At 42.2% G+C, this 19306-nt stretch carries 22 protein-coding genes; 5 read left to right on the top strand and 17 right to left on the bottom strand.

What is annotated here, in order from left to right:
- Nucleotides 1-51 precede the first annotated feature (51 nt).
- A complete protein-coding gene (locus tag QZZ23_RS07995; RefSeq protein WP_292468647.1) occupies nucleotides 52-1089 on the top strand; it encodes an inorganic phosphate transporter in 1038 nt (345 codons plus the stop codon).
- A complete protein-coding gene (locus QZZ23_RS07990; RefSeq protein WP_292468644.1) occupies nucleotides 1086-1778 on the top strand; it encodes a TIGR00153 family protein in 693 nt (230 codons plus the stop codon). Before QZZ23_RS07995 ends, QZZ23_RS07990 begins: the two co-directional genes overlap by 4 nt.
- Nucleotides 1779-1790: 12 nt before the next feature.
- Here QZZ23_RS07990 and QZZ23_RS07985 read toward each other — a convergent pair whose 3' ends face one another.
- Entirely contained in the window at nucleotides 1791-3239 is a 1449-nt protein-coding gene (locus QZZ23_RS07985) for an NAD(P)/FAD-dependent oxidoreductase (RefSeq protein ID WP_292468730.1), read from the bottom strand.
- Between the two features lie 31 nt (nucleotides 3240-3270).
- Nucleotides 3271-3984: a phosphoribosylaminoimidazolesuccinocarboxamide synthase gene (gene purC / locus QZZ23_RS07980; RefSeq protein ID WP_292468642.1), complete on the bottom strand. Its 714-nt coding sequence runs from the start codon at nucleotides 3982-3984 to the stop codon at nucleotides 3271-3273.
- Between the two features lie 151 nt (nucleotides 3985-4135).
- On the opposite strand from purC, the gene nikR reads away from it, so the two are divergent.
- Entirely contained in the window at nucleotides 4136-4558 is a 423-nt protein-coding gene (gene nikR / locus QZZ23_RS07975; protein WP_292468640.1) for a nickel-responsive transcriptional regulator NikR, read from the top strand.
- Nucleotides 4559-4561: 3 nt separating this feature from the next.
- On the opposite strand, the gene QZZ23_RS07970 is transcribed toward nikR, so the two are convergent.
- The 11 genes from QZZ23_RS07970 to QZZ23_RS07920 all read right to left on the bottom strand — a co-directional run bounded on the left by QZZ23_RS07970 (nucleotide 4562) and on the right by QZZ23_RS07920 (nucleotide 14946).
- Nucleotides 4562-4930: a metalloregulator ArsR/SmtB family transcription factor gene (locus QZZ23_RS07970; protein ID WP_292468635.1), complete on the bottom strand. Its 369-nt coding sequence runs from the start codon at nucleotides 4928-4930 to the stop codon at nucleotides 4562-4564.
- Between the two features lie 59 nt (nucleotides 4931-4989).
- Entirely contained in the window at nucleotides 4990-5397 is a 408-nt protein-coding gene (locus QZZ23_RS07965) for a bacteriohemerythrin (RefSeq protein ID WP_292468633.1), read from the bottom strand.
- A gap of 122 nt (nucleotides 5398-5519) precedes the next feature.
- Nucleotides 5520-6866, bottom strand: a complete 1347-nt coding sequence (locus QZZ23_RS07960; RefSeq protein WP_292468631.1) for a hypothetical protein — start codon at nucleotides 6864-6866, stop codon at nucleotides 5520-5522.
- Nucleotides 6863-9529, bottom strand: coding sequence for a cation-transporting P-type ATPase (locus QZZ23_RS07955; RefSeq protein WP_292468629.1), 2667 nt, complete (start codon nucleotides 9527-9529; stop codon nucleotides 6863-6865). Before QZZ23_RS07955 ends, QZZ23_RS07960 begins: the two co-directional genes overlap by 4 nt.
- Nucleotides 9530-9583: 54 nt before the next feature.
- Complete coding sequence (locus QZZ23_RS07950) at nucleotides 9584-10462, bottom strand: PfkB family carbohydrate kinase (RefSeq protein WP_292468728.1); 879 nt, start codon at nucleotides 10460-10462, stop codon at nucleotides 9584-9586.
- A 62-nt stretch (nucleotides 10463-10524) separates the two neighbouring features.
- A complete protein-coding gene (locus QZZ23_RS07945; RefSeq protein WP_292468627.1) occupies nucleotides 10525-11055 on the bottom strand; it encodes a PAS domain-containing protein in 531 nt (176 codons plus the stop codon).
- A 65-nt stretch (nucleotides 11056-11120) separates the two neighbouring features.
- Nucleotides 11121-12293, bottom strand: coding sequence for a cation:proton antiporter (locus QZZ23_RS07940; protein ID WP_292468624.1), 1173 nt, complete (start codon nucleotides 12291-12293; stop codon nucleotides 11121-11123).
- 6 nt (nucleotides 12294-12299) lie between these two features.
- Complete coding sequence (locus QZZ23_RS07935; RefSeq protein ID WP_292468622.1) at nucleotides 12300-12818, bottom strand: CBS domain-containing protein; 519 nt, start codon at nucleotides 12816-12818, stop codon at nucleotides 12300-12302.
- Nucleotides 12819-12905: 87 nt separating this feature from the next.
- Nucleotides 12906-13181 carry a ferredoxin-thioredoxin reductase catalytic domain-containing protein gene (locus tag QZZ23_RS07930; protein WP_292468620.1) on the bottom strand — a complete coding sequence of 92 codons (276 nt, stop codon included), beginning with the start codon at nucleotides 13179-13181 and terminating at the stop codon, nucleotides 12906-12908.
- 44 nt (nucleotides 13182-13225) lie between these two features.
- Entirely contained in the window at nucleotides 13226-14437 is a 1212-nt protein-coding gene (locus tag QZZ23_RS07925) for an FprA family A-type flavoprotein (RefSeq protein WP_292468618.1), read from the bottom strand.
- A gap of 20 nt (nucleotides 14438-14457) precedes the next feature.
- Complete coding sequence (locus QZZ23_RS07920) at nucleotides 14458-14946, bottom strand: ferritin family protein (RefSeq protein WP_292468616.1); 489 nt, start codon at nucleotides 14944-14946, stop codon at nucleotides 14458-14460.
- Between the two features lie 273 nt (nucleotides 14947-15219).
- Between QZZ23_RS07920 and QZZ23_RS07915 the strand changes: the two genes are divergently transcribed.
- A complete protein-coding gene (locus QZZ23_RS07915; RefSeq protein ID WP_292468614.1) occupies nucleotides 15220-16323 on the top strand; it encodes an inositol-3-phosphate synthase in 1104 nt (367 codons plus the stop codon).
- A gap of 13 nt (nucleotides 16324-16336) precedes the next feature.
- Nucleotides 16337-17164 (top strand): hypothetical protein, encoded by an 828-nt coding sequence (locus QZZ23_RS07910; RefSeq protein ID WP_292468611.1) that lies wholly within the window; start codon nucleotides 16337-16339, stop codon nucleotides 17162-17164.
- On the opposite strand, the gene afpA is transcribed toward QZZ23_RS07910, so the two are convergent.
- Genes afpA through QZZ23_RS07890 form a run of 4 tightly spaced genes read right to left on the bottom strand, consistent with a single transcriptional unit; the run spans nucleotide 17161 to nucleotide 19289 of the window.
- Nucleotides 17161-17706, bottom strand: coding sequence for an archaeoflavoprotein AfpA (gene afpA, locus QZZ23_RS07905; protein WP_292468608.1), 546 nt, complete (start codon nucleotides 17704-17706; stop codon nucleotides 17161-17163). The two genes, QZZ23_RS07910 and afpA, sit on opposite strands and share 4 nt — an antisense overlap.
- 41 nt (nucleotides 17707-17747) lie before the next feature.
- Nucleotides 17748-18446 (bottom strand): FAD-binding oxidoreductase, encoded by a 699-nt coding sequence (locus QZZ23_RS07900; protein ID WP_292468606.1) that lies wholly within the window; start codon nucleotides 18444-18446, stop codon nucleotides 17748-17750.
- A 10-nt stretch (nucleotides 18447-18456) separates the two neighbouring features.
- Nucleotides 18457-19077 carry a flavodoxin family protein gene (locus QZZ23_RS07895; RefSeq protein WP_292468603.1) on the bottom strand — a complete coding sequence of 207 codons (621 nt, stop codon included), beginning with the start codon at nucleotides 19075-19077 and terminating at the stop codon, nucleotides 18457-18459.
- Nucleotides 19078-19097: 20 nt separating this feature from the next.
- On the bottom strand, nucleotides 19098-19289 hold the full coding sequence (locus QZZ23_RS07890) for a ferredoxin family protein (RefSeq protein ID WP_292468601.1): 192 nt from the start codon (nucleotides 19287-19289) through the stop codon (nucleotides 19098-19100).
- Nucleotides 19290-19306 lie beyond the last annotated feature (17 nt).

The following is a 19306-nucleotide window of genomic DNA, read 5'->3' as shown; positions in this document are numbered from 1 at the left end:
ACTATGTTTTCCCCTTGCCATACTATATCTATATAGTGGAGAATATTGTCGATGAGTCTTTTTGATCCTCTCGTATTGTTGTTAATTGCAGCAGGTCTGTATATGGCATGGAACATTGGTGCCAATGATCTTGCAAATGCCATGGGAACGTCAGTAGGCAGTGGGGCACTGTCTATCAAACAAGTAATTATCATTGCAGGTTTTTTTGAGTTTGCAGGCGCCGTACTTTTTGGAAAAAGAGTTACATCCACAATTGCAAAGGGAATTATTCCTGTTGATTCTATCAGTCTCGTCGATCCGCATCTTGTGGCCATCGGAATGCTTGCAGCTATCCTTGCGGCAGGTTTCTGGATCACGCTTGCCACATTTTATAATCTCCCAGTATCCACAACACATTCAATAGTCGGTGCAGTTCTTGGTTTTGGGTTGATGGCAGCATATTATGGGATTATAGGTTTTGAGGAGATTAAATGGGCAGTACTTGGCAAAATAGTGGGTAGCTGGTTGGTCTCTCCACTGCTTGGTGCACTGTTTGCCTATCTTATATTTTCACTTATCCGGTATTTCATACTTCAAAAGGCAGATGATCCTTACAATGTCGAGAAGAAATTTGTCATTCTCCAGACAATGACTGCATGTTACATTGCCTTTGCACATGGTTCCAACGATGTTGCCAATGCTATAGGTCCTCTTTATGCTGGATTGCATTCACTTGAGATGGCAGGCCTTGCAATTCCTCTATGGGTAATGGCTCTTGGAGGTATTGGGATGGTCATAGGACTTGCTACCTGGGGGTACCGTGTAATTGAGACAATCGGTACCCGCATAACCGAACTTACTCCAACGAGAGGTTTTTCAGCAGAATTTGCCACAGCTTCTGTGGTGGTCCTGCATAGTTACAGTTCCCTGCCAATATCGACCACACACACGCTTGTGGGCTCAGTTATAGGAGTTGGCCTTGCTGGAGGTCTTGCGGCGGTTGATTTAAGTGTTATTGGAAAGATAGTTGTTTCCTGGGTAGTTACTGTGCCTGCAGCGGCACTTACATCTGCCCTTATATTTGCAGGACTAATGGGGGTTGGATTTTGATAAAGAAAGAGTATATCCGTTCTGTGTTGAACATATTTGCAAGTTCTCCTTTCAAACCACTGGTGATGCATGCCAACAAAGGAGGGGATTGTGTCAGGAAACTCAATGAGTCCATAATGGCATACTGTGACGGTAATATGGAGATAGTAGAGGAACTGAGCAGTCAGATCGATGTTATTGAACACGAAGCTGATGTAATAAAGCAGACCATCCGTTCAGAGCTGTCATCATCTATTATGCTTCCTGTGCATACCGACGACCTGCTAAATTTCCTCAAACCTCAGGATTCCATATCAGATGATGCCCAGGATGTGGCATTCTGGCTCACTCTAAGAAAGTTCGAAGGTCCTGATGAGATTCGTAATGGGTTCAGGGAACTCATGGCAAAAACCCTTGCAACGGTTGAAATGTATGAAGAACTTGTTTCCACTCTTGGTGAACTGCTGGAAACTTCTTTTAGCAAAAGGGATGTTGAAGATACTCTTCAATTCGTTACAAAAGTAGAAGAAATGGAACATCAGGTCGATGTTATTGAAAAAGACCTGGTGAAGCAGATCTTCAGGAACGAAGATAAGATTGGTGCAGTTGGTGTGTATCATCTTGCCCGTCTTGTAAGGGGCATTGGTGATATCGCAGACAAGTCTGAGCATGCAGCAGACAGGTTAAGGACAATGGTCCTGAGAAGGTAATTCCTTCTCATATTATCTGTGAAGGCATCCGTCTTCGTTCATCTTTTTAAGCAATTCAATAACTGAATAAGCTGCACGGGTTATTCCCATACTTCTTTTGTCAGTATCTGTCCCTGCTACATAAAGTCCACTGATTGGTGTTCTCACATCAGCGAAAAATCCGTCTATTGTAACTGCGGCTTTTTCAGGTATAGTTATCTGGTTGTGTTTCATTTCAATGTGGTCTTCTGTTCCTGGGATTGCATGATAGATTGTTTCGTATGCTTTCTTTATCTGCTCATCCTCATTCTTCTCATCATCAATTATGAATGAGAAACCAACAAGCTGTTTTCCTTTTGGCGCCAGCGAGGCATCATAATTGCTGATGGGCATGGCCCAGTAAGGTGAATCCTTAAACCATATTTCAGAACCAATATAATTGAATTCTTCCATAACATGATCCAGTCCTGTCCACACAGTCAGGCTCTTGCTATGCACGACACCTTTTAGATCCTGGTTGTAAGAGTTTGGGAGACTTTCTATCATGGATGGCAGCTCAGTTACAAATCCTGTATAAATAACCTTGCTGGCATTGTATACCTCATCGGCTTCTACTCCGGTTATCTTGCCTTTTTCTGTCAGTATTTTCTTTACTTCGCATCCCGTCTTAATTTCCACACTTTTTGGAAGTGAAGACAAAAGGGCATTAAGAAGGGCTTTTAAGCCTTTCCTCGGGTAACCTTGGGAGTAGCTGACTTTGTTAGATGCCAGTCTTCCAAGGGATGTAAAAGGATTGGATACTCTGTTGAGTCTCATATATAATGAAGCATGGAGGTTTGGAGGAAGTATCGTCCGTGGAACCGGTTCTACAGCCATCTTTTCATTAGATTTCATAATGGTTTCAAGCTGTTCTTCCGGTACACTGTCACGAACAAAACTACTGCCTGCAAGTATTCTCTGGGCAGATGTCTGTTTCATATCCTTGCCAGAAAGAAAGTGGCAGATTGTATCTATAAAATCATAGGTGTCTGCCGACAGGTTGCTTGGCATGAATTCATAGACTGACTGTTTGGACAGGTCTGTTCCGAATGTGGAAAGTGTGAGTGCTTTTGTGATAGCCTGTGTTATAATAATCCTATCCTTACGGGGGAGGACATCGAAAGTGACAAATTCCTTGATATTGGAAGGAACTTTCATAAAATTCTCTTCAGTTCTTACATAGTAGCTTCCGTAATCCTCAAAGACCGGAATGTAATCAAAATAGGTATCCATTAGCCTGCGCAGAGGCCCGACTTCAAGATGCGTGATCGCGTGGGCACCTGTGTCCACCTGGAAACCATCAACCATGTAGCTGTTACAGTTGCCGCCTACAAATTTGCTTTTTTCAAGTACCAGTACTTTATTTCCATGTTTGGAAAGGGTGAGTGCGGACAAAAGTCCGCTTATACCTGCACCCACAACTATTACATCGTAATCTTCCATCATATGCCCTCATTACGATAAAAACACGTAGTTATTCAAATATTTCAGGTACAATACGCTTTGCAACTTCTTCATATGTCTTTGAAAGATCTCCCTTGTCAAAACGGAAAATATCTTTGTCCATTGACTGGCCTGTGCTCTTGTCCCAGAATCTGCATGTGTCGCATGAAATTTCATCAGCCACAACGATCTTGCCATCAACCCTTCCAAACTCAAGTTTGAAATCAGGAAGCAAGAATCCCTTTTTATCAAGATATTTTACAAGTATATCATTGATCTTAAGTGCCATTGAACGGATTTGTGCAATCTCTTCATAGGTGGCAATTCCCATTGCAACAGCTATATCTTCGTTCATCATCGGGTCTCCGTGTTCATCGCTCTTGTAGTCCATTACAAGTACAGGGGTTTTGAATACTGTACCCTCTTTTATTGGGTATTTGCGTGTGATGGAACCAGCAGCAATGTTACGTGGAATTACTTCTATCAGTATTATTTCAACAGCCTTCACAAGCATCTCTGTGTCAGACACCATTTCTATATAGTGTGTAGGAATCCCTTCCTCTTCAAGCATTTCAAAGATCTTTTTAGATATCTGGGCATTGTAATATCCTTTGTTCTTTGCTTCACTCTTCTTTTTTCCATCAAATGCTGTAAGACTGTCCCTGAACTCTGAGATGAGTTTTTTTGGGTCATTTGTCTTGTAGATGGTTTTTGCTTTTCCTGAGTATAATTCTTCTTTTTTCATTTACATCGTCCTTTAGTCTTTGATATTGTTTGATTATCTTTATACCGGATGTTCTATAATTATTTATGTCTTAATTTATGTATCATTAATGTATTATTACTACATACTTAATGTTATTATAACACAAAATTGATTATTATAGGTGAATCATATGGAACAGGAACTTATGCGTATTGGGGTTTCACTTCCCGAAAATCTTCTTACCAAATTTGACTCGATCATTGAACAGAGGGGATATTCTTCCCGTTCAGAGGGTATTAGGGATTCCATCAGGAATTATATAACCCATTATGAATGGATGAGTGATGTAAAAGGCAGGCGTGTAGGTACTATTACGTTGATATATGACCATACAAAACGTGGCCTTTCAAGTGCTCTCACTGAAATACAGCATGATTACTCTCATATTATTAAGTCTTCCGTCCACATCCATCTCGACCATGACAACTGTCTGGAAGTCATCATACTGGATGGCGAAGGGGAAGAAGTAAAAGCGGTTGCTGAAAGGACAATGGCACTCAAAGGTGTCAATTACGTCAAACTCAATACAGCTCTTCCAACAGAAAAAATATAACTCTTATTTAATTCCGATATCTTTTTTGAATGAGGATTCGATGTTCCTCAACATTTTTCCCCCGGGTTCTGTGAGATAATATATCTGGAAATTCTTGTCCCGTCTGGAATCTATGAGGTCTGCATCTTTGAGTAACTTCAGGTGGTATGAAAGTGCGGAATGCTTGTAATCGGTAATTTCCACCAACACGCAGACACACAGCTCATTGATCTGAAGAGCTTTAAGAATATGTATCCTTACAGGATCAGAAAGCACTTTAAAAAGAGATACCAGATGGTCAACATTTTCATTCATTGCAGAATGAACTTTAAGGGTTGTAGCATTCGGAATGATATAAGGTTCCTGCTTTTTTTCAGTTTCCTGTATTTTCATCTGCTGATAGTTACCAGCTAAAATGATTAATAGGTTTTGGAATATGAATAGAAAAAAGCTTAATTTACGCCATTTTCAATGAAAGGTGGTGCATATTTCTTGTCTGATTCCTGTATGTGATTGACAAGCCAGTCCATAAGGAAGTTCATAACATCATAGCTGAGACCTGCTTTCCCGGCATCGAAGTCCTGTCTGAACTGGACCCCCTGTTCCACGAACTTCACGTGTTCTTGCTTGTGTGCCATGTAATCCGGATATGCAAAACGCTGCATGTACTTTTCTTCAGTTGAAAAGTGGAATTGCATGTATTCTGCCATTTTGTCGATTATTTTTATAGAAGCTTCCTTGCCCTTTGCCTGTTTCATTGCGTCGTGAAGTTCATTGATCATTCTGACCAGTACTTTATGCTGGTCATCTATCTCTTTTATTTGCATGCTGAATTTATCGGACCATGTGACTAATGCCATTATCATCACCTGCAAATTATACTCATATATTATATTTTTATATCATCCGCGTAAAATAATGTATTTTGAGAGAACTTTGCAGGGACATGATGTTGATTTAGACCCTTCTTACCATTATTCGTTCAATACCATATATGAAGGACATCATTGCTAGTTCCAATCCCTATGGCAAATTTTTCGTTCTCATAGTTCATCGCTGCAATATTGGTGCTGAGGCTACCTGTAAGCTCTATGTCGGCTACTACTTTTACTCTATCATTTGTGTGTTCCAGAACAGCCAATTCCAGATGGTTCTGCAAAGGTACAAGCACCTCCAGATCTTCATCCTCATCAAAGTCACCAGCGAGTGCCATATCCAGATTCCGTGAACCGGCAAGATGCGAACTATATCCCGCAAGACTTGTTACCACTTTAAGTTCATCACCTTCCCATCGGTAGAATTCAACAATTCCTCCAATATGTGGTGTAAGCACATCAACGATCTCGTTTTCCCCATCAGGTCCAAGTGGTGCAATAGCTACCTGATGCCTCCATTTGTATCCGGTTCCTGTGTCCGGTCCATCTGCAACGATATTCCCTTCCTCATCGAACACAACAAGTCTCGCTCCTTCTTTTGAATTGCTCAAAGTTACGATGATCTCCCTATCTCCGTCATTGTTCAGGTCAGTCCATATCGGTGCAATTCCCTCGACGACATCTCCCCCTGGGATATCGATTACTTTGCTGATGTTAGGCACACCTGCAGTATCTACAATTGTGATGCTTGAAGCCTCTATACTATCTCCCAGAGCACCGTGTCCGTATTCTTCAGTGGGACCTGTGAGTAAAAGTATTCTTTCGTTCTCATCGATCAGCAGCCGGGCATCAGGAAGGGCATTGACTTCAAAGCGTGCAAATTCCTTTTCATTTACCCGGAACACAAGGTCGCCTGTATTGTCAATGAACACCGTTCTTCCTGAACTTGCAAGGATTATCGGATGACTTAATAGTGACTCATTCCAGATTCCCGGCGCAAGTATGAATGGCTCATTATCTTTGATCATAAGTACTGGAGGGCTGTCTGCATGAATTCTTGAAGGACTTATGTTTGTCGCTTCCAGTTTTCCATCAGAAAAATCAAATGCCTGTACTGCTCCATCATCCATCACGACAGCCCATATGCTCCCTTTATCAGAAGGTGCGGCAAGCACCCATTCAGGTTCACCTTCAAGCTCGACTTCGATGTGCTCTGCATTTTGAATGTCAAGTTTACCCTCCACCACTCTGTTCCCATCCGGCTGCAGGTACGTATATGCAAGTGTAAAAAGTGTTCTGTAATTGAAGGTGCAGTAATCACAGTCAAGTATCTCTTCAGGTATTATGACCTCTTCTTGAGTATCCTGGGTACCATTCATTGCTATGGCAATGAGAGCTATGACCGCAAGCATTCCAAGAAGTATGAACATTATGTTCCTGTTTTCAGCTATCATGTGATTTTTACACTCCTTGTGATGTATTTTAGTCCCTCTGCACAGAGGAAAGTAATGAAAGCAACTCCTATAGGCATAATCCATTCTCCGGGAGATAGTGGCAGTAACCCGAATGCTTCGTTCAGGCGGGGAATATACATGACTGACATGGTGGCAAAGAAAGTAGCAGTGACACCTGCTATCATTAACTTGTTAGTGAAAATCCCTATACTCAACACAGAACGCTCAAGTGACCTGAACGCCAGTGGTATGAAAAGTATCATGCTGACTACGGTTGCAAACGTGAGTGTCCTTGCCATGACCGTGTCGCTTGCGGGGTTACTCAGTGCAAAGACGAGGAAAGATGCTATCCCCATAATGAATGCCAGAGTGATGACCAGAAGCAGATTTCTTTTTTTCAGAAAATTATCATTAGGGTCACGGGGCGGTTTTTTCATGATCCCGTCTGCTGCAGGGTCCAGTCCCAGTGAGATAGCAGGCATAATCTCATTGAACATATTGATGAAAAGTATCTGCAATGCCAGCAGGGGTATGAGGTCAAAACCAAGTATACCAATACCTGCCATGATGAGAATTACCAGGGTTAAGTTCCTTGATATGAGGTATGTTATGAATTTTTCTATGTTGTTATAGATTGTTCGTCCGCCCTTGATAGCCTCCACAATGGTGGCAAAATTATCATCCTGAAGTATCATGACACTGGATTCTTTTGCAACATCAGTGCCCTTTATTCCCATGGCAATGCCGATATCCGCTTTTTTAAGTGCTGGTGCGTCATTGACCCCGTCACCTGTCATGGCAACGATATGTCCTTTTTTCTGTAGTGCATCAACAATCCTGAGTTTCTGTTCCGGCATTGTTCTGGCATACACATTGATGTCCTCAACTATAATTGAGAATTCTTCATCACTCAGTTCGTTGAGTTCATCTCCGGTCACTGCACAGTCAGCTGCTATGCGCTGAAGTTTCTCATCGTTATATACTCCACATCCATGTTTGTCTGTAAAGAGTCCGATACTTCTGCCGATGGCTTTTGCAGTCTCCTGGTTATCTCCGGTTATCATGATGACCTGAATGCCGGCTTTTCTACACATTTCCACTGCATCTTTTACTTCTTCACGTGGGGGGTCTATCATGGCAACAAGCCCGAGGAAAGTCATATCATTTTCAAATTCTCCATCAAGTTTATGCCCTTGAACTTCTTTGCATGCAACTGCAAGAACACGATAAGCTGAACTTGCAAATTCAAGGTTCTTTTCAAGTATCGTTTCCCTGTCCATTTGGGTAATTGTGTACAATTGCCCGTTCTTTTCAATGCTGCTACATTTTGGGAGAACAAACTCCGGTGCTCCTTTTGTGAATGAGATCGTTCCGCTTCCGTTGCTGTGGATGGTTGTCATGAGTTTCCTCTCTGAAGTGAAAACTATCTCCTCGGCCATATCATAGTCTTTTTCCAGTTCATCCTTCCACAGGTCTGCTTTTGCAGCGGCAACAGTAAGTGCTATTTCTGTAGGGTCTCCGATAACTTCCCATTTATCCTGTCTTTTCTCGATGGCAGAATTATTGCACAGCGCAATAGCTTTCAGAAGTTTTATGGATGTCTCTTCTTCTGTCACATCAACCCTGTCACCTCTTTTCTGAAAATCTCCTTTTGGCACGTACCCTGCCCCTGTCAGCTCAAGCGCGTTTCCGCTGACAAATATCTTTTCCACGGTCATCTCATTCTTGGTAAGGGTGCCTGTTTTATCAGTACATATGACTGTTGTGGAGCCAAGTGTCTCAACCGCAAGCATCTTTCTGATAATGGCGTTGTGTCCTGCCATTTTTTTCATACCATAGGCAAGGGTTATCGTAAGTGTTAGCGGCAATCCTTCAGGCACTGCTGCCACGGCAAGTGCAAGGGAGATTAAAAGCATATCGCCAAATGGTGCTCCGATGGCAAGACCCATTACAAAAGTGATTGCAGAGGCAAGTATTGCGAGTATTGCAAGTGTCAGGGACAATTTTGTTATCTTCACCTGCAGGGGTGTATCCTCGCTTTTTGTCTGTATGAGACTGGCAATCTGCCCGATCTTTGTCTGCATTCCGGTAGCTGTGACCAGTGCCTTACATTTTCCATGTACTAACTGGGTACCGGCAAAGATACTCTCTTTCTCTGTTTTTCCGACTGGAACACTTTCCCCGGTCAGGGCAGATTCATCCAGTCTCAGGGCAATAGTATCAAAAAGGACAGCATCTGCAGGGACCTTGTCTCCGGTTTCCAAAACCAGCACGTCTCCGGGGACTACCTCAGTTGTGAGTATTTTTCGAAGTTTCCTGTCCCGGATGACGGTTGTTTCGGGCTGTACTATACTTTTGAGGGCTTCCATTGCCTTTTCGGCTCTGTATTCCTGAATGAAACCAAGTACTATAACAACAGCAATTGTGAACATTATCACCCAGAAATCAATGATCTCATCGACTATCAGGGAAATAACAGCCGCAGCCACGAGCACCCAGACGATTAGGTTCACAAATTGTCCGGCAAATACCTTCAATGCCGTTGTTCTTTCCTTCTCCTCAAGCTCGTTCTTTCCGTATTTCTGTAACCTTTCAATGGCTTCTTGGTTGGAAAGTCCTGTTTTGGAGCTTTCAAGGTCTATGAATATTTCTTCGATTCCCACGAGTACGTTCTCCCAGTCCACTTTGTCAATATAATTGAATTATCAGTATTGGTCTTATATCTTTTTTAATCCGCTGGCAAAATCATTGGATATATAATTCTCAGTGCTCATGCAGACCTTTGATGCAAATTCAATGGCCTTCCAGATTATTTCATCCCACAACTGTTCCGGAACACTGTCTATATCTCTGATCTTCCTTGAATAAAACATGTAAGCAATGCCCGCATTGAAACTGTCACCTGCTCCAACGGTGCTAACTGTTTCTATAACAGGGACTTTGTAGTATTTTGAAAAAGAAGGTGTCTTCAGGTATACACCATCGGAACTGGAAGTATATATCAGGAATTTGCAGCCATTCATCCTGATAAAATCATATGCTTCATCTGAGTTCCTGCACCCATGTATCATCCTCATATCTTCATCAGAGGCTCTTACAATGTCTGAATATGCTATGTTTTCGGATATGAGGGGTTTTATATTTTCAAGGAATGGAAGCTGTGATAATCGGAAATTCGGGTCGTAAAGAATGGTGGAACCGTCATTCTTTGCAGAATTGAGTAGGTCTTCAAGTATGGTTCTGGCTTCCTTTGTCACAGCCAGTATGGATCCGAACATTACAACATCGTCCGGATCAAAGCATGGAATGCTTATCATGAGACGCTCTTGAGGAAAGTCTGCGTAGAACTCATACGTTGCATCGTTCCTGTCGTTTAAAAAAGCAAGTGAAAGCGGTGAGTTTCCTTCATACAGGTGAAGATACTCTGTTGATACGTTGTTCTCTTTGAGGAATTCTTTTATTATATTTCCAACATTATCACGGGCAAACTCACTGATGAATGAAACCGGAACACCTGTGCGCCCAAGTGAGATGGAACTATTGAGCATAGCTCCTCCCGGCAAGGCAGAAACCGGCTTACCCTTATTGAAAAGAATGTCGTAGAATGTTTCACTAATTGCAAAGATGCGGGATATGATGACACCTGCCAGTTTTCACGCTATTGCTTATCGGTTATATCTTCCAGAACTCCCTGATAATAGATGACCTTTCCATTTTCATTTCTCATGATGGCAGTTCTTTCCTCTACAATCCTTACATGGCCTTTTTTGGTTATGATCCTGTATGTCTGTCTGAACTCACTTGCACCTTCCAGCGCATTTTCTGTGAGTTCAAGGTGTACACGGTCAAAATCATCCGGGTGGATAAGGTCTTTGAATATTACTTTGCCTGAAGTGAAATCATCTACTTTGTAACCGAAAGATCCTATTCCCTCGGAAATGAATTCCACCGGTGCATTTTCCTTCGGGCTGCGAAGAAATGCTATTACTCTGGTATTGTTCACAAGTCCTTCAAGTGCTTTAATGCGAAGTTCCATCTTTTTCTGTACGTCAATTAATTCGGTATCGCACACATTATCATGATTGCTGTCTTCTTTCAGGCTGTCTTCCTTTCTGTCATTATTGCCAAACCTGCTAAATTCTGTATTCTGACTGATAGTAACCCCTCCGGTTTCGGATGATAATATCAATTAATTATCTGGTCCAATAAATAATCTCATTCATTAATTTAAGTAATTGTTGTCCTGGATATTTTCTATTTGGATACTGTAACTCCTCTCTCTTTGTACCTGATAGACATTTCCAGTAATATGGGAGATACAATGATAGACACAACAACCATCAGTACAATGGCGGAAAAGACTTCATTGCTAATTATCCCAAGTTCCTTACCGATGGCAATGACCACAAGCTCCACTCCTGCGCGCGGCATCATGCCTATTCCGAATATCAGGCTATCCATGGAACTGAAACCCACCAGTTTTGTACCAATAAATCCTCCGATAAGTTTTCCCGAAAGGGCAAGTATGATAACAAGGGTGGCAAAGGTGCCTGCAGTGAACAATACTTCGGTCTCTACCGAAAGTCCGATGAAAGCAAAGAAAAGAGGAGTGAAAAATCCATATGCAATGCCACTTACCTTTTTCTGTACGGCCTCTATCTTTGCAATTGGAAGATCTGAAAGAATCACACCACCGAAAAAAGCACCAATCACAGCATGGAGTCCGAATCTTTCTGACAGGTATGCAGAGAACAGTGCAATGAGTATCACAAAGGAGAACAGTGATTCTTTTGTGTGCATTTTTTGTATATACTCAAAGAGGCGTGGAAGAATTTTCCATCCCAAAAAGCCCATGATGAATATAAATGTCAGTATTTCTCCTAAGATTCCAAGTATGTGAATGCCTGAAGGGAATTGGTTGAGTGTTGCAATAGAGACCACAAGGGACAGCAGGAATATACCTATGATATCATCGAATATTGCAGATGTGAGCATCATTGAACCAGGTTTGCTTGAAAGGTAATCAGTATCAATCAATGTTTTTACAACAACACTTATGCTTGTGGGGCTGAAGGCAACCGCCATGAAAAGACTCTCTGTAAAACCAAAACCAAACATCTCCCCAAGAATGAATCCAAAACCAAATGCTACACATATCTGTGATATTGTAGGAATAAGTGCGCTTGCTGATGCGGCTTTCAGTTCTTTTATGTGGACTTCTTTGTAGCCTGCGGTAAACAGCAGGAATATGGCTCCAAGTTCTGCAAAGAATGCGAAAGTTTCAATGTCATCCGGTCTGAAGGCAAGGGCAAAGATAAATCCGGCTCCTATCTCTCCGATTATACCGGGCAGTCCGGATCTTTCACTGAGTTCACTGAGTACTCTTGCCAGAAACAGTATGACCATTATCTGGAGAAGAGCATCCATTGATCATTAGCCCCGCAACTCGTATATCTTTTTGATCAGGTCCGATTTTGAAATGACACCCACCAGTTTCTTGTCATCAACGACACACATGCGATCAATATGGTGTTTTATCATGAGATCTGCAGCTTCACAGAGGGTGGCATCGTGGGATATGGTGACGGGATGGTGGACCATAAGGGTGGCTGCCTCTTCACTCAATGCTTTTATCGCCATCAAATGAGTGTAATGATTTCGATGACTTCTTTCAAAAAAAAGTAATTCAAGTATATTGTCCTGACCAATAACACCCACCAGTTCATCATCGGAATTAAGAACAGGAAAACTGTGGTACGGTGTCGTTGTCATGAGTTCTACGATGGCTTCGATAGGCTCAGTGTCCTTTACAACAGTAGTTTCTTTTGACATTATCTGGCTGATCTTAACATCAGCACAAATGTCAGACAACCTGACCCTGTCTCTTGGGGTATCTTCTATGTTCTTTCCATCTTCTGCTTTATCCAGGTTTTCCTCTTCCTTTTCGATCATATGGATAGGATATTGTATATGGAAAAAAGAATGTTATGGAGTATTTGCAACTCCAGTTTCAAAGGTTAAAATTAAGGATATTTATGTTTACTTTATGTAAAGTCCGCACTTGCATGCGCCGCGCATTTCAATATCTCTTACTCTTGCAGCACAAGGGCAGATTATCTTTTTGTCCTGCTCTTTATCTTCGGTCCTCTTCTGGCAGAAGCAGTACCATTCTCCATATTCTTTCTTGTTGTTGCAAATACCTTTTACAGCAGTTGTGATAACATCCCAGTCAGTGTTGAGCTTGTAACCGGTTGTTTCTGCATTTTTTTTGGACATTTCGTAGAATTCAGCTTCCAGGTCATTTTCGAATCTCATTGTAACACTCTCGTTATTTCATTTGAACATTCATTTTCATTAATTTAAGAGTTTGCATTCTCTTTTGCCATTTCACCAAGCTTGTACCCTATCTCTCTGCAAGCTTTCTTATCTTCTTCATAAGGTCTGAATTTTACCTGCATACTTTTCATGGCAAGTTCGAATTTTCCGCTTTCCAGTTCTTTTTCCATTCCTTTGACTGCTCCGCCACCCCATCCATAAGAACCGAACAGGAAGTACTTCTTACCTTTTGGGTGCAGTCCTTTCATGTAAGTGAGGAAACCGGATATTGTAAAGAACATTCCATTGTTCATTGTGGGTGAGCCAATTGCAACAACCGATGCATCCATCAGTTCTTTCATGGTCAGACTCCAATCGTTCTTGCGCAGGTGTCTCAGGCGCACTTCCACGCCCGATGCCCTTGCTCCTTCAACGAGTTCCATTGCCATTTTCTCGGTGCTTCCCCACATGGTGTCATAGATGACAACCAGCTTGGGCAGAGAATGTCCTGTTGCCCACTTTCCATATTCCTCGATTATTCTTGATACGTTCTTTCTCCAGATGATCCCATGTGCCGGAGCTATTATCTCAGGATTGACTTCCAGCTCTTTCAGTTTTTCAACATATTTGAGTACCTGCGACCCGAATGGCAGCAGGATATTGGCATAATATATGCCCGCGTCTTCCATTACATCATCAACCTCGTCATCAAAGCGCTTTGAAGTTGCTAAATGTTGTCCGAAAGCATCATTTGAAAATAGTATCCTGTCTTCTTTCACATAGGTCTGCATGCTGTCAGGCCAGTGTAGCATTGTGGCCTCTATGAACATCAAAGTCTTTTTTCCAAGGCTCAGTTCATCTCCTGTCTTAACAACCTCAAGGTCCCATTTGTCAAAGCCTTCCTCTTTGTAGTACTCGGAAAGCCCAGTTTGTCCTTTGGATGATGCAAACAACTTTGCGTTGGGTGCGATGTCCATGATAGTTGATATGGAACTGGAATGGTCCATTTCGACATGGTTGGAAATAACATAGTCAATTTTTGCTGGATCGACTATCTGGCTTATACGCTTAAGCATTTCTCCTGCAAATGGCGCTTTTACAGTGTCTATAAGTGCAATTTTCTCATCGACCACAAGGTATGCGTTATAACTTCCACCTTTTGGGGTTTCGTATCCATGGAAGTCGCGCAGGTTCCAGTCAACCACGCCTACCCAGTATATTCCTTTGGTCAGTTCGAGTGGTTTGTAATCATCCATTTAAAATCTCTCTCCTGTCCTTATGTCTGCATCCTGAACTCAGTTGCTGCACCAAGCAATTCATCAATTATCTGGTAGTGTCCCCTCTCCGCGGCAGCTATCTTTTCAAAGAACACGCGCTGCTCATCGTTATCTGCTCTATCTGCAAGCTCGATATAGAAATACTCGCTTTTGTGTTCGAACCTCAGGGCTGCAAGAAGGATGCCTATCTCTTCGAGTTTTTCATCGGAGAACTCTTCTGTGAAAGATGCCTTGAATTTCGGAAAACTAAATTCTACTTCAGGAATATGCTTGCTTTCCCTGAATTGCTTCAGGTATTCAGCATGCTTTTTTTCCTCACCTGCAAGGAAAACGTATAGTTTGCTGGCAGTCTCGTTCTTCATTACAGATGCCTTTTCGCTGTAATACTCCATTCCCTCTTCTTCAAGTTCTATTGCCAGACCAATTGCCTGGTCCATTGATTTTAGTTGATCCAGTTCTTCTGCAATCTCATGTAGTATATCTTTCATTTCAAAATCTCCCTTAGAGCAATATGTTAACTATTAAACTTAAAGCGCCAATGCTCGATACTCGAACGAAGGCAAAACCCACTGTATCAAATCCTATCTAATTCTGGCTTAATATACCTTTCGAGCTTAGTTTCATCTGTCGGCCATAGTATCTCTGAAAAAAGTTGGCAACACCTCTCTATTTAGAAAACTTTTTATTTGTAACAATACATTAATCTGGTTATATTTTATATGTCATTTACTTTCAAAAATCACTTTTATAGAGGTAGTTGAATGGACAAAATCAAGATCGCAATTGCAGGTATTGGCAATTGTGCAAGCTCTCTTATTCAAGGCATTGAGTATTACAAAAACAAAGAAGAAAACGATGCTATCGGCCTTATGCACTGGGATATTGGTGGCTACAGGCCATTTGATATTGAAGTAGTTGCTGCATTTGACATTGATGAAAGGAAAGTTGGTAGGGATGTATCTGAGGCTATTTTTGCGCCACCCAACTGCACGGCAGTATTCTGCCCTGAGCTTCCAAAAACCGGTGTAATTGTCAAAATGGGGCATATTCTTGACGGTGTTTCCGAACATATGGTAAATTACAGTGATAACAGGAGATTTATTCCTTCCACTGAAAAAGAAGCTGATAAAGAACAGGTAGTGAAAGAATTAAAGGACTCAGGAGCAGAGATATTACTTAACTATCTCCCGGTGGGTTCTGAAGAAGCCGTCCGTTTCTATGCTGAGTGTGCCCTTGAGGCAGGAGTTGCATACATTAACAACATGCCTGTTTTTATCGTGAGCAACCCTGAATGGGCAGCGAAGTTCGAGGAGAAAGGTATTCCGATCATTGGTGATGATGTAAAAGCCCAGCTTGGGGCTACAATCACCCACAGGACCCTTGTAGATCTCTTCCGCAAACGCGGTGTGAAACTGGAGAGGACCTATCAGCTCAATACCGGAGGTAACACTGATTTCCTTAACATGCTTAACAGGAACAGGCTTGCTTCAAAGAAAGAATCTAAAACAGAAGCTGTTCAATCCGTAGTTGGTCAGAGGATGGATGATGATAACATCCACGTTGGTCCAAGCGACTATGTTCCATGGCAGAATGATAACAAGGTCTGCTTCCTGAGAATGGAAGGAAAGCTCTTTGGTGATGTTCCAATGAATATAGAGCTTCGCCTCTCGGTGGAGGATTCCCCTAACTCCGCAGGAGTGGTCATTGACGCCATAAGATGCTGCAAGCTTGCCCTTGAAAGAGGTGTAGGCGGTATCCTGCACTCTCCATCATCCTATTTCATGAAGCATCCGCCAAAGCAGTTCACAGATGATGAGGCCTACATGATGACAGACGAGTTCATCAGGGGTCTGCGGGATAACTGAATCGGAATTATACATGACATTTGCCGCCACTGGAAGGAAACGCAAGATATATGGTGTTGATTTCAGTGGTGCAAAAGATGCAGGTCGCAAGATCTGGATAAGTGAGGGCGTTGCAGAAAGGGGAAAACTTATCCTTCTCAAATGCTATCCGGCATACGACCTTGTTCCGGGTAAGTTAAAGGGACGTGATGTTTGTCTTTCTGCTTTGCGAGAACTGATAATTTCAAACAAGAACTCTGTTTTCGGGATGGATTTCCCTTTCAGTCTTCCCCAGCAACTGATGTCCGGGAAGGACTGGTATTCTTTTGTATCTGATTTTCCTCATGAATATCACTCTGCGGACGAATTTCGAAGGGCAATGCAGATTGCCGGGGGGAATACTGAACTTAAGCGTCTTACTGATGTCGAGGTTAAAGCCCCATTTAGCATCTATAATCTCTGGGTATACAAGCAGACATACTACGGAATTCGTGATGTTGTGCATCCCCTTGTGACATCTAAAAAGGTATGTGCACTTCCAATTCAGGAACCACAGGAAGATAAACCATGGCTTATGGAAATATGTCCGGCATCAACACTGAAGAGTGAAGACTTATACATCACCTATAAGGGCAAGTCGGAAAAAGAGAAGAATACAAGGGAATATATCCTTGATGAAATGCTACATAAAGGAATAACCGTTACTGACGAGATCCGGAAAAAAATAATAGACAATAAGGATGGAGATGGCCTGGACAGTTTTATTGCAGCCTATGCCACATTTAGGTCTGTCAGAATACTGGATGATGTTATTGGCAAGTTGCCTGACATCTATCTCCGGGAAGGCTATACATTCTTCTAATCCTTACTGATTCCAAGAATATCGTAGATGGCATCAGGACTGTTGATTACTGTTATATTCTCCATCTGCGCAAGTTTTTCCGTATTGGTTACATCCACCTCACGCATTTTCAGTACCATTACACGGCCTTCCGGAGACGTTGTTTCCACAGTGCCTCTTTCTCTGTCCACTGGAAGGATATAGATGGGTGTGCTTCCTTTTGCGGTCTGTGCAACAACATTTGCGACAAGGGAATCAGATATCCCGTATACTATCTTGGCTACAGTGTTTGATGTTGTAGGGGCGATAATAAGGGCATCGTAATATCCAACCTGCAGCGGCCCTGCAAGAAATGGTGAATTTGGTCCACCTTCTGTCTTGAAATTAGGGAAATCCTTCTGTATATCATTCCACATGTGATACCATTTCATAACGGTTTCACCTTCCTTTGACAGAAAGACCATTATCTCAATATTGCTCTTATTCTTGATATCGACCATTACATCATACGTTTCTTTGATCAAGTCTCCTGACCCTGTAATTCCCCATGCTATCCTCTTCATGATTATTAATGCCTCCTCTCCGCTAATTCCTTAAACTTGCTTCAATATCCTATCAATGATTCCTTGTGTATCATGCTGTCAGGTATTTTCATATTATGGAGCATTTCCATCATAGAATCCACCATAGGTGGTGGTCCGCAGACATAGAATACCCTCTCGGCATAATCGGGCAGTTCTCTCAGGATTAGGCTGTCACATATGCGTTCTCTGCATCCTGTCCAGTTTTCTGAAGCTCTTGTGAGCGTATTGAATACGGCAAGATTCGGGTTTTGCCTTTTCATCTCTTCAAGCTCTTCCGCAAATATCATGTCCTGTTCTGTCTTGTCGCTGCATATCAACATGATATCTGTACTCAGCTTCATGTCAGTGGAATACTTACAGATACTAATCATAGGAGTAATCCCGATTCCACCGCCTAGGAGTGCTATTTTTTCGTATTCACCTTCAAATGTCATTTTTCCGAAGGGACCACTTATAAGTGCATTATCTCCGACTTTAATGACATCCAATATATTGGAATACTCATGTCCTGTAAGTTTCTTTGTAAATTCAATATGGTCTTTTTCCGTAGGGCTGCTTGAAAGGGTGAACGCCTTGCTAAGCTTCTTCCCATTTGAATTAAGCGTCACTGTGATGTACTGACCGGCTTTGTAATCAAAAGCCTCTGGTTTTTTGAACCTGAAACTTTTCACATTGTATGCTCTTTTGATAATCTCGATCACAGGTTCTTCGAATTTCAACTTTGCACCTCTATTTGAGAGTCTTCATTGCGGTGGCAGTCTTCATCAGTTTGTTGACGGTCCTGTGAAGACTTCTGATTCCTTCCGAATCTTCAGCAACACCTTCAGCACCCTTGTCCTTTGACCAGAATGTTCCACCAAGGTTCGATCCAAAAGAACCGCCTGCAACGGGTATCATCTCACTGATGATATAGAAGTTCAAAATATTCTGTATGGCTGGCTCCTGTCCGCCTATCCTGTCCCCGCCAACTGCAGCTGCGGCACCGACTTTGTTCATAAAGGCTTTTGGGTCACGAGCAACGACTGCGCGACACCTGTCCATTATTGTTTTTGTCTGGGCACTCAATGTACCTTGATATACCGGAGTGCCAATTATCCATGCATCAGCCCAGAGCATTTTATCATAGAGGTCCACAAGGTCATCCTTGTGAATGCATCCTTCCTTTTTTCGGACACAGTAATCGCAGTGGATGCAGAACTTCATATTCTTGCCACTGGCGGAAAAGTACTCTATTTCTGCACCGTATTTCTCCTGTGCGTATCTCAGGGCTTCATTGATAACATAGTCTGTGGATTTCTTCCGGGGGCTGCCTGAGATTCCCAGTAATCTAATGCATGTGTCATCGGACATTATGGCACTCCTTTTTGTTTTTAATCTAAGGTTATTGATTCTGTGGGACAGGCATCAATGCAGTTGCCACATTCTACACAGTCATCTGGCCTTGCAATTACGGATTTGAGGTTTCCGTTCTCGTCTGCTTCAATATCTATAACATCAGTAGGGCATGATTCTGCACATGCGCCAATTCCTTCACATTTATTCTTGTCTACTTTTGGTGGCATTATTAGTTCCTCCGATT

Source organism: Methanolobus sp. (assembly GCF_016278385.1).
GTDB lineage: Archaea > Halobacteriota > Methanosarcinia > Methanosarcinales > Methanosarcinaceae > Methanolobus.
Note: the sequence above shows the minus strand (reverse complement) of the source record. Positions and strands in the feature narration are given on the sequence as shown.

What these genes read in the sequence shown, in the direction of transcription:
- QZZ23_RS07995 (WP_292468647.1), top strand. Translation starts at nt 52, where the DNA reads ATGAGTCTTTTTGATCCTCTCGTATTGTTGTTAATTGCAGCAGGTCTG.
- QZZ23_RS07985 (WP_292468730.1), bottom strand. Translation starts at nt 3,239, where the DNA reads ATGGAAGATTACGATGTAATAGTTGTGGGTGCAGGTATAAGCGGACTT.
- purC (WP_292468642.1), bottom strand. Translation starts at nt 3,984, where the DNA reads ATGAAAAAAGAAGAATTATACTCAGGAAAAGCAAAAACCATCTACAAG.
- nikR (WP_292468640.1), top strand. Translation starts at nt 4,136, where the DNA reads ATGGAACAGGAACTTATGCGTATTGGGGTTTCACTTCCCGAAAATCTT.
- QZZ23_RS07970 (WP_292468635.1), bottom strand. Translation starts at nt 4,930, where the DNA reads ATGAAAATACAGGAAACTGAAAAAAAGCAGGAACCTTATATCATTCCG.
- QZZ23_RS07965 (WP_292468633.1), bottom strand. Translation starts at nt 5,397, where the DNA reads ATGGCATTAGTCACATGGTCCGATAAATTCAGCATGCAAATAAAAGAG.
- QZZ23_RS07960 (WP_292468631.1), bottom strand. Translation starts at nt 6,866, where the DNA reads ATGATAGCTGAAAACAGGAACATAATGTTCATACTTCTTGGAATGCTT.
- QZZ23_RS07940 (WP_292468624.1), bottom strand. Translation starts at nt 12,293, where the DNA reads ATGGATGCTCTTCTCCAGATAATGGTCATACTGTTTCTGGCAAGAGTA.
- QZZ23_RS07935 (WP_292468622.1), bottom strand. Translation starts at nt 12,818, where the DNA reads ATGATCGAAAAGGAAGAGGAAAACCTGGATAAAGCAGAAGATGGAAAG.
- QZZ23_RS07930 (WP_292468620.1), bottom strand. Translation starts at nt 13,181, where the DNA reads ATGAGATTCGAAAATGACCTGGAAGCTGAATTCTACGAAATGTCCAAA.
- QZZ23_RS07925 (WP_292468618.1), bottom strand. Translation starts at nt 14,437, where the DNA reads ATGGATGATTACAAACCACTCGAACTGACCAAAGGAATATACTGGGTA.
- QZZ23_RS07920 (WP_292468616.1), bottom strand. Translation starts at nt 14,946, where the DNA reads ATGAAAGATATACTACATGAGATTGCAGAAGAACTGGATCAACTAAAA.
- QZZ23_RS07915 (WP_292468614.1), top strand. Translation starts at nt 15,220, where the DNA reads ATGGACAAAATCAAGATCGCAATTGCAGGTATTGGCAATTGTGCAAGC.
- QZZ23_RS07910 (WP_292468611.1), top strand. Translation starts at nt 16,337, where the DNA reads ATGACATTTGCCGCCACTGGAAGGAAACGCAAGATATATGGTGTTGAT.
- afpA (WP_292468608.1), bottom strand. Translation starts at nt 17,706, where the DNA reads ATGAAGAGGATAGCATGGGGAATTACAGGGTCAGGAGACTTGATCAAA.
- QZZ23_RS07895 (WP_292468603.1), bottom strand. Translation starts at nt 19,077, where the DNA reads ATGTCCGATGACACATGCATTAGATTACTGGGAATCTCAGGCAGCCCC.
- QZZ23_RS07890 (WP_292468601.1), bottom strand. Translation starts at nt 19,289, where the DNA reads ATGCCACCAAAAGTAGACAAGAATAAATGTGAAGGAATTGGCGCATGT.